Source organism: Arthrobacter sp. 10T413_2, from assembly GCF_056394205.1.
On the sequence record NZ_JBFTHK010000162.1, the window covers coordinates 1 to 9,617 of the forward strand.

Genomic DNA, 9,617 nt, shown 5'->3' on the forward strand with positions numbered 1-9,617 from the left:
GTACATAGGTCTGCCAGTTCGTGTTGGTCACAAAGGAAATGGCCGTGTTCATGGCCACCCACGGGTCGACGCCGGGCAGGGAACCGCTGCCGGGCAGGACGCCCTGCAGCCGCTGCAGGCCGAACACGGCCAGGATCGAGACAGCGGAAAACGCCAGGACGCTGCGGAGGTAGACGGACCACGTCTGGTCGGTGCCGGCGTCGACCCCGGCGAGCCGGTAGAAGAGCCGCTCGGGCCGGCTGGACGTCGTGCCCTCGAAAACCCGGGCCAGGTAGATGCCGAAGGGCTTGTGCAGGCCTGCCAGGACAATGAGAAGTGCCGCCACCTGGATGACAAAGGATGCAGTGTTGAAGGTCATGATCCGCTCACCACTTTTCCGGATGGATCAGGACCACCAGCAGGTAACCGAAGAGACCCAGTCCGGCAATGAGCAGGACGAGCCACATGATCGCGTCGGCGCTCATTGTCCGCCCTCCGGCCGGTCATCGGGGGCGCCGACCATCCCGGCCAGGACGTGACCGATCCACATGACGAACCCCATGGACACCATGAGGATTCCGATAACAGCCACATCGGCCATTGCAGGTTCCTTTCATTCGCACCCCGGTTTGCGGGGCTAGGCCCAGTCAAACCCCGGGGAACCCGGAAAGGGCCGCCGCTAATGGATTCTTAATGCCGTCCGGCAGATCTTGACGGTTTCCTTACGACTGCTCCCCGCGCATGCCCGCGGCCGCGGCCGTAACAGCGTCAAGGAATCATCAAGATCGGCCGGAACCAGCCAGGCAGGGGCTGCCGCGGTGATAGTTTCGGCGTAGCCGGTGTGCGGTGCCGTGCGGCGCCCTGTGCCGTGACGAGAGGAAGACATGACCACGCTGAGCAGGCCACCGGCCGATCCATCGGCATTTCGGGCCGGCCGCCGGACCACACTGAGGAACTGGCTCCTGTTCGGGCTGCAGGACAGCAAGGGAACCCACCAAGGGCCCGGGGCCGTCAGTGACAGCCATCTGAAAAAACACACGTGGTGGCAGGTCATGTGCCTGACGGGCGTGGACTACTTCTCCACGCTGGGCTACCAGCCCGCCATCGCCGCGCTCGCGGCCGGCGTGATTTCGCCGCTGGCCACCCTGGTCCTGGTCGCCGTGACCTTGCTCGGCGCACTGCCCGTGTACCGCCGGGTGGCCGGCGAAAGCCCCCGCGGAGAAGGGTCCATCGCCATGCTGGAGCGGCTCTTGCCGCGCTGGGGCGGAAAACTCCTCGTCCTGGTCCTGCTGGGGTTCGCGGCCACCGACTTCATGATCACCATGACGCTCTCCGCCGCCGACGCGACCGCGCACGCCATCGAGAACCCTTTCGCGCCCGCCTGGATGCAGGGCCAGAACGTCCCGGTCACCTTGTTCCTGCTGGCCTTGCTCGCGGCGGTGTTCCTGCGCGGGTTCAAGGAGGCGATCGGCGTCGCCGTCGTCCTCGTGGGGCTCTACCTCGGCCTGAACGTCATCGTGGTTATCACCACGATCTTCGAAGTGTTCACCCACCCGGTGGCGGTGGACAACTGGTGGTTGGCGCTGACCACGTCGCACGGCAACCCGCTGATGGTGGTGGGCATCGCGCTGCTGGTATTCCCGAAGCTGGCCCTGGGCCTCTCGGGCTTCGAGACCGGCGTCGCCGTCATGCCGCAGATCCGCGGCCATGCCACGGACACCGAGGCGAACCCCGAGGGCAGGATCAAGGGCGCGCGCCGCCTGCTGACTACGGCGGCCGTCATCATGAGTGCCTTCCTCATCACGACCAGCTTCACCACCGTGGTGCTCATCCCGGAGCAGGAATTCCAGCCCGGCGGCCAGGCTAACGGGCGAGCCCTGGCCTTCCTCGCCCACGAATACCTGGGCGCAGGCTTCGGCACCGTTTATGACATCAGCACCATCGCCATCCTCTGGTTTGCCGGGGCGTCMGCCATGGCCGGGCTCCTGAACCTCGTTMCCCGGTACCTGCCCCGGTACGGCATGGCCCCGGAATGGGCCCGCGCCGTCCGGCCGCTGGTTCTGGTCTTCACGCTCGTGGGATTCCTGATCACTTGGCTCTTCAACGCCGACGTCGACGCCCAGGGCGGCGCCTACGCCACCGGCGTCCTGGTCCTGATGACGTCGGCAGCGGTCGCCGTGACGTTCTCGGCGCGCAGCAAGGGGCAACGCAAGCGCAGCATCGGGTTCGGGATCATCGCCGTCGTGTTCATCTACACCACGGTGGCCAACATTTTCGAGCGGCCCGAAGGCATCCGGATCGCGGCGCTCTTCATCCTCGGGATCATCGTCATCTCGCTGCTCTCGCGTATCCGGCGCTCCTTTGAGCTCCACGCCACCCATGTGCGCATGGACACCCGGGCCCTGGAATTCCTGGCCGCCAACGAAACCGGACCCATCGCGCTCATCGCCCACGAACCGCTGCGGCTCAGCGCCGAGGCGTACCGGGACAAGCTGACGTCAGCCATCGAGGTCAGCCACCTGCCGGTGGATTACCAGGCCCTGTTCCTGGAAGTCGTGGTGGACGACTCCTCGGACTTCGAGACCGAACTCGAGGTCCACGGGGTGATCCGGCACGGGTACCAGATCCTGGAGGTCCACGGTCCCGTGATTCCCAACACGATCGCCTCCGTACTGCTGCACATCCGCGACKTCACCGGGCTGATGCCGCACATCTACTTCCGCTGGACGGAGGGTAACCCGATCACCAACCTCATGCGGTTCCTGGCCTTCGGCGAAGGCGAAATCGCCCCGGTGACCCGTGAAGTGCTGCGCGAGGCCGAACCGGACGTCACGCGGCGTCCCTGGGTCCATGTCGGCTGACGCTCCCGCAGATAATCGCCGTCGGGCATAAACGCTCCCGCACACAAACACCCCTCCGGAGGAATCCTCCGGAGGGGTGTTGTGGTCTTCGGGGACAGTGTCCCGGCCGGGCGGCCGGGACTTGTCCTGTGTACTTAGAGCGGGCGGATGTTCTCAGCCTGCGGGCCCTTCGGGCCCTGCGTGACGTCGAATTCAACCTTCTGGTTCTCGTCCAGCGAGCGGTAGCCGCTGGTTGCGATTGCCGAGTAGTGGGCGAAAACGTCGGCCGACCCGTCATCCGGGGCAATGAAGCCAAAACCCTTTTCGGCGTTGAACCATTTAACTGTGCCTGTAGCCATGCCTTTATCCTTCTGAAATGCTGCTGATCTCCGGCGGCCATGAGGCCAACGGCTGCGGAGACATTCGTCCGCTGTCCCCCAACGTACGGGGCCGGGGGCCATGGTGCAAGAGGCCGACGGGGGCATTTCGTCCCGTCCCGGGACTATAGTCGGGGCACGATGACAACAATCTCGGTGGTTATCCCGACCAGGAACGACGCCGGCATGCTCKCCGCGTGCCTGGCTGCGCTCGTTGCCCAGACCCGCCCGGCCGACGAAATCGTCGTCGTGGACAACGCCAGTACGGACAACACTGCGGAGGTCTGCGCCGCTGCGGGGGCGCGGCGGCTCGCCGTCGAACTCCCGGGCATCGCCGCCTGCACGGCACACGGCTTCGATGAAGCCGGCTCCGAGCTGATTGCCCGGCTGGACACCGACTCGATCCCGCCCGCCGACTGGCTCGAACGAGTTGAGGCAATCCTCGAGGAGGCCGGACCGCTGTCCGCCGTGTCCGGTCCCGGCGACTTCTACGGCGAGACCCGGTTCGCCCGGTGGGTGGGCGAAAGCGTMTACATACCCGGGTATTTCTGGGCCATCGGGTGGCTGCTGGGTCATCCGCCGCTGTTTGGCTCCAATTTCGCCATGCGGTCCGACGTCTGGGACCGGATCCGGGGCTCCGTTCACCGGGGCGTTCCGCCGGTCCACGATGATCTCGACATTTCCTACCAGATCCCGCCCGACGTGAAGGTGATCGCTGATCCCACGCTGCGCGTGCAGGTCTCCGCACGGCCGCTGGCGAGCTGGCATTCCGTCGGGTGCCGGCTGTCGATGACGTGGACCACGTTCGGCATCGAATTCCGGGAAGAGGGACCCTTCCGGCGGCGCMGACGCCGGCGGCAATGGGAACGCGACCCCTCGCGTCAGGCGGATCCGTAAAGCGCGAGCAGGTCCCGGCTCATTTGGTACGGCGAGGTCTCACTCGGGCTGTGCCCGCCCCGGTAGACCGCGATCCGCGCGCCGATGGACTCTGCGAAGCGGCGGTGCAACGCCAGCGGCCAGAGATCATGTTCGCCGACGGTGACGAACTTCGGCAGCGGCGCGCCGGCCAGTGCCGCCCTCAGATCCGGCGCATGCTGCATCAGAGCGATGATGTCGGTCACGGAGCTCCGGCGGGTGAACCGGAACCGGTATTTCACAAACCGTATCCGTTTGGGCGCGACACGCACGATGTTGATGCGGATACCCCAGATCATCAGCGCGGCGCCGATCCGCGGGCTGACCCAGCGGCTGATCCAGCCGACGCGCTGGAYGCCCCGGAAACACTGGCCCGGCTCCGGCGGGCAGCTGATCAGGGTGAGGCTCCGGAACTTTTCCGGGCGGCGGGTAAAGGCGAGCTGGGCGACGATCGCGGCGAACGAATACCCCACGACGTGCGCCGGGCCGTCCTCGGCGTCCAGCATGGCGATCAGGTMATTGGTGAACAAGTCGTAGTCGTAGTGGGCGCGGGGAGGAACGAGGTTTTCGGGGCCCGCCGCGGCGGATTCGAACTGGCCGGCAATGTCACAGCTCAGGACAAAGTACCCGGCCGCGGCKAGCTCGGGCAGCATCAGCACAAAGTCTTCCTTGGACCCGGTCGCGCCCGGAATCAGGAGCACCCGGGGGTTGCCCGGTGTGCCCATGGAGAGGGTGGCGAGGGTTCCGCTGGGTGCCCCGAAGGTGCCCCGCACGGCGCCTTCGGGCACGGAGGCCCAGTCCGCGTCGCCCAGGGCCGCATCCCGGCGGGCGGCCTCATCGACCAGCGCCGATCCGAACCCCTCAGGTTCCTGATCGTTTTGTGCGTTGCTCTCGGCAGCCACCATGGACTAAACATAGCCCGGTGCGGCCGGGGCCGGGGCGGATCGGGCAGGACGGGCGGCGCTCACGCCACTTTGCGCACAAAGGCGTGAAGCCGGCGGTAGACCTCCTGCGATTCCGGGTAGCGGAAGTTCTGCTGCCAGGTGTGTTMGGTGTTGGAGTTGTCCCAGCCGTAGATGAGGCTGTCCACGGGGACGGAGTGTTCGCGCAAGCGGGCGATGAAGTTCACATTGGCGGCGTAGAAGAAGTCCCGTTCCGAGGTGGTCACAAAGACCGGCGGGAAGCGGGAATCCAGCCACTCGATCGGGGAGAGGAAGCCCGCGCCCTTGCGGAGGGCCTCCAGGTGGCCGGTGCCGGAGCCCGGACGGCCTACCAGGCCGCCAATGCCGCGGCGCAGGCGTCCGACGACGACGCCTGCGTTTTGGCCGTCGGAACCGAGCGCGGGCAGCAGCATGCGGACGAAGTTCAGGCTCAGCACGAAGCCCTGTTCGAAGAAGACGGAAAAGTCCACCACGCTGCAGTGCTGGACCAGGCCCTTGAAATCGGATGCAGGTACGGCCGGTATCAGGCCGTGATGCCGTGCCAGTTCGGGACGGAAACTGGCGGCGGTCAGGAGGGCCGCGATTTGGCCGCCGGCGGAGTCGCCGCCCAGTACGAGCCGCGATGCGTCGCCGCCATAGCCGGCGATGTTCTGCCGGACCCAGGTCAGCGCGGCATTCGCGTCCGCCAGGACGTGGCCCATGTGGAAACGCGGAGCCTTCCGGTAATTCACGTTGACCACCACCATGCCGCCCTCGGCCTGGTTTGCGCAGTACTTGGTCAGCGAGGACTTGTCCCCGGAGGTCCAGCCGCCGCCGTGGAAGTACACGTAAACGGGGAGCGCCCCGCCGGACTCGCCGGGCGCGGTMGCATCGGCTGCGGGGGTGCCGCCGGCGGGAGATGGGGTGATGACGTCGAGGCGGTGGTCCCGGATGCCGTCGCCCACGAAATCGATGTCGTGGACGTATTCGACGCCGGTGATGGGGTCGACGTTGAAACGGGAGTTCTCGCTGGCCCGTACGGAGTGCATCAGCACCCGCCAGGTCCACACCGGAACCCTACGCAGGACATTCCTGGCCTTGCGGGCCAGGGCGAAACTGCCGCCGGATTGCGGGGTCCGGTGCCGGGCCCGGGGAAAGGACGACGCATGGTGCGTTGGCCAGCGGGCCGGGGAGGTCATGGATCAATTCTATCTGGCACACCCGTGCTACATCCGTGAGGGCAGCCTGCCCTCAGGCGACGTCACGGTTTGCGGCCCGGAGGGTTGCCCGGTGCCGCGGGCTCAAGGCTTCTCGACGATAGTGCCCGCGGCCCCGTCAACAGTGACCGTCTGGCCGGTCCGCAAACGCGTGGTCGCGTCCGGCACGCCCACCACGGCCGGGATGCCGTATTCGCGGGCCACCACGGCCCCGTGCGAGATCACCCCGCCCATCTCCATGACCAAGGCACCGGCGGTCATGAACAGCGGAGTCCAGCCAGGGTCGGTGGACGGTGCCACGAGGATCTCCCCGGGCTCGAGGTGGGCGCCCACCGGGTCCATGATGACCCTGACCCGTCCTGTGGCGGTGCCGGMCGAGGCCGGCGTCCCGGCGAGGGCGCCGGACGCCGGAGACTTCGCCAACATGGCGGTCTCGACGTCGGTGCCGTCTGAGAGCAGGAGACGGGGGATGCGCCGACGCCGCAGTTCAACGTCGTACAGTCGCCGGCGGTCCGCGACGATGCCGTGCAGGTCCGCGCCACGCAGGCCCACGCGGATTTCGTCGAATTCCAGGAAGTACACATCGTCCACGGCAGCKATCGAACCTGACCGGGCCAGTTCGGCGCCCACCTTGGTGAGCTGGCGGCGCATCTCGGCGAGGGCGAGGACGATGTAGAACTTCGGCAGTTCGCGCAGACCGGCCAACTGCCGGGTCCGGCGCAGGCAGAACTCCACCTGCCGGGCCCGGAGCCGGCTGCGCGCCCGGGTCCGCTCCACGAGGTCGCGGATCCTTGCCTCGGCGTGTTCCTCCGCGCGGGCAAATTGCCGGTCGGGGGCCTGTTCGGGGTCTTCCACGTGGAGGTAGTTCGAGATCATGCCGAGAATATGGTCCGGCTTCTCCGACCACCGCGGCATGCCGAGGTCAATCTCCGCCACGGCGCGGTGGCCGTAGCGGTCCAGGAACCCGCGCAGGCCGGTCTGCGCCACGGCGGGGAGTGTGCCGGCGGCGTACCGGGCGGCTAGATCCTCCGGGCTGTGGGCCAGGAAAACCTCACGGGACGCGGCATTCGCGCCGACGGTAACGGCCAGATGCCAAAGTTCAAGGTCCATCTCGGTGGTGACGTTGTTGGGCAGGCCCCGCAACACCGCTTCAAGTTCCCGCGGTTCTGCGATGCCCCGCAACAGTCGGCGGGAAGCCGCCAGCATGATGTAACCAAGGGCTGGTCCAGGCAGCGTGGCCAGGATCAGCGCGTCCACGGTGCGGTCCAGGATGCGCTCTGCATGGTCCAGGCGGCCAAAGCTGGTCGCCGGCTCCGGCAGGACAAGCTCCGCCTCGAGCCGTTTTCCGTAATCGAACGCTCGGCGCAGTTCCGCGGCCGGCCGCACCGCGGCCCGCAGCAGGGCCGGAATCATCTGGACCAGGACGGTCACGCTGGCCATTACTTCCGTACGGCGTGGCGCGGGGCGGCCCATCCGCGGCTTCCGCCGGTGCGGCCGTTCTCGCAGACCGAAGCGTGGATCCTCCAGGAGCGCCGGGAAGACCGCGCCTGTCCTCCCGTCCGCCAGCGGAAGCATCCGCAGCAGGTAGCGGCGGCCGTACTTGTTGTGAACAAAGGGCGTCACGTCCACGTACATGCGCAGCCCCGGGTTGACGTACTGCCACAGCCCCTTGCGGTTCCGCATGGAGCCCAGCACGTAGAGCCCGATGGGCGTGAGCGGTCGGGTTAGGCCCTGGAGCAAAGTGCCGCACAGGTACACGCGGGTGTCAGTGGCGGCCCCGGACTCGGCGCCAAGGGGTTCGCCGGCAGCGACGTCCGGCAACGGATACAACGTGGTGATGGGCCGCGACTGGGTCACCCAGATCTTGCCGGCGGCGTCGATCACCCATTCCACATCCTGCGGTGMGCCGAACAACCGCTGGACGGTGTCGCCCAGTGCCGTGAGTTCGCGGATCCGGGCGTCGTCCAGACCGGGCGCCCGGCCGGCCGCGATCCCGTGCGCGGTCCGGTCCGGAGAGCGGAGAAGGACGCGTCCCGTGGCCGTCTCGACGACGAAATGGTCCGGGTTCACGCTGCCGGAGACCACCGCCTGGCCCGGTCCGGCGCTCGCGTCGATGACCGTTTCGGTTCGGGTGCCCGTGACGGGATTGGCGGTGAACAGCACGCCGGCGGTGACGGCGGGGACGACGTCCTGGACGACGACGGCGAGCCCGACGTCGCGGTGGCTGATGCCGTTGGCGGAACGGTAGGCCACGGCGCGTTCGGTCCAKAGCGAGGCCCAGCAGCGCCGGACCGACTCGACGACGGCATCTGCCCCGGAGATGTTGAGAAAGGAATCCTGCTGTCCGGCGAAGCTGGCGAAGGGCAGGTCCTCGGCGGTGGCGGAGGACCTGACCGCGACGGCGGCCCCGCTGCCCAGCGCGGCATAGGCGGCGCGGACCGCGGCATCGACATCGGCGGGAATCGGGGCGGTCACGATCATTTCCCGGGCCTGCCTCGCCAGTTCGCCCAAATCAAGCTGGAAATGGTCCAAATCGGGGTGGTCCAAAGCCGGGTGGGCTGTTCCGCCGTCGGGGGACCATCCCGGCAGCGCGGCGTCCAGCTGGGCCGCCAGGGCCTCCAGTTCCGGCGGGGCGGCCTTCCTGTAGGCGACGGTGGTGAGGCAGAAGCCGCGCGGCACGGGGAATCCGGCCGCCGCGAGCCTGCCGAGGTTCATGGCCTTGCCGCCCACGAGCGGCAGGGGAGCGGAACCCAGTTCACTGAGATCCGCYACAAGAGTTTCTGGCGCTCTGCCCTGTGCAGACCCCATTTCCCTGTCCCACGTCCTGTCCGCGTATTCAATTCACGGCCGGCTGCCGGCTCCTCGACGGCGGCGCGGCCTCTCTGCAGAATGAGGCTGCAGGCCTACTGGCCGGCGTCGGTCTCGCCGGTGTCCTCCCACATCACATCGAGGTTGCGGAAGACCGGCGGGCCGTCGCACAGGGCGGCCATCTTAGCGGCGAACTCTGAGGTTTCGGGCMGGTTCGAGTTCTCCATGGCCGACTCGTAGGACTCGAATTCAACAATGGTGAGGTAGGTACCKGGGCGGTCGCGGTCGGCGGTGGCCATGATGCGTCCGAAGGTCGGGGCAGTGGACCCCTCGGTTCGTGACGGGCGGCCGAGTTGCTCGATCTCCTCGATGCGGGATGTTTGGAATTCAATGATCTGCACAAACCTGGCCATGACGGCTCCTCGACGGCGGCGGATGCTGATGCGCTTCACGCTAGACCCTCGCTCCTGCACGTGCAAGGGCAGCCGCAAGAGCAAGGTGCAGGCAGCCGCGCAGGGGCCCGGGCCGCCGCCGTCGAGAGCCCGGCTACGGGGTCAGCAG

9 protein-coding genes are annotated in these 9,617 nt (G+C 67.5%); 2 read left to right on the forward strand and 7 right to left on the reverse strand.

Annotated elements, in window-relative coordinates; translation table 11 throughout:
* Positions 1–358 (reverse strand): potassium-transporting ATPase subunit KdpA (locus tag AC1DBQ_RS18785; protein ID WP_476929949.1); only part of this gene is annotated, 358 nt, incomplete at its 3' end.
* A 7-nt stretch (positions 359–365) separates the two neighbouring features.
* Positions 366–464, reverse strand: coding sequence for a potassium-transporting ATPase subunit F (locus AC1DBQ_RS18790; RefSeq protein WP_476929950.1), 99 nt, complete (start codon positions 462–464; stop codon positions 366–368).
* 399 nt (positions 465–863) lie between these two features.
* Here AC1DBQ_RS18790 and AC1DBQ_RS18795 point away from each other — a divergent pair, with 399 nt between their 5' ends.
* Positions 864–2,840 (forward strand): APC family permease, encoded by a 1,977-nt coding sequence (locus AC1DBQ_RS18795; RefSeq protein WP_476929951.1) that lies wholly within the window; start codon positions 864–866, stop codon positions 2,838–2,840.
* Positions 2,841–2,974: 134 nt separating this feature from the next.
* Here AC1DBQ_RS18795 and AC1DBQ_RS18800 read toward each other — a convergent pair whose 3' ends face one another.
* On the reverse strand, positions 2,975–3,178 hold the full coding sequence (locus tag AC1DBQ_RS18800) for a cold-shock protein (RefSeq protein ID WP_009357211.1): 204 nt from the start codon (positions 3,176–3,178) through the stop codon (positions 2,975–2,977).
* 159 nt (positions 3,179–3,337) lie between these two features.
* Between AC1DBQ_RS18800 and AC1DBQ_RS18805 the strand changes: the two genes are divergently transcribed.
* A complete protein-coding gene (locus tag AC1DBQ_RS18805; RefSeq protein ID WP_476929952.1) occupies positions 3,338–4,093 on the forward strand; it encodes a glycosyltransferase family 2 protein in 756 nt (251 codons plus the stop codon).
* Here AC1DBQ_RS18805 and AC1DBQ_RS18810 read toward each other — a convergent pair.
* The 4 genes from AC1DBQ_RS18810 to AC1DBQ_RS18825 all read right to left on the reverse strand — a co-directional run bounded on the left by AC1DBQ_RS18810 (position 4,078) and on the right by AC1DBQ_RS18825 (position 9,508).
* Positions 4,078–5,016 (reverse strand): alpha/beta fold hydrolase, encoded by a 939-nt coding sequence (locus tag AC1DBQ_RS18810; protein WP_476929953.1) that lies wholly within the window; start codon positions 5,014–5,016, stop codon positions 4,078–4,080. The two genes, AC1DBQ_RS18805 and AC1DBQ_RS18810, sit on opposite strands and share 16 nt — an antisense overlap.
* A gap of 59 nt (positions 5,017–5,075) precedes the next feature.
* Positions 5,076–6,230 (reverse strand): alpha/beta hydrolase, encoded by a 1,155-nt coding sequence (locus tag AC1DBQ_RS18815; RefSeq protein ID WP_476929954.1) that lies wholly within the window; start codon positions 6,228–6,230, stop codon positions 5,076–5,078.
* A gap of 102 nt (positions 6,231–6,332) precedes the next feature.
* Positions 6,333–9,056, reverse strand: coding sequence for a PEP/pyruvate-binding domain-containing protein (locus tag AC1DBQ_RS18820; protein ID WP_476929955.1), 2,724 nt, complete (start codon positions 9,054–9,056; stop codon positions 6,333–6,335).
* Between the two features lie 95 nt (positions 9,057–9,151).
* Positions 9,152–9,508 (reverse strand): hypothetical protein, encoded by a 357-nt coding sequence (locus AC1DBQ_RS18825; RefSeq protein WP_476929956.1) that lies wholly within the window; start codon positions 9,506–9,508, stop codon positions 9,152–9,154.
* Between the last annotated feature and the right edge of the window lie 109 nt (positions 9,509–9,617).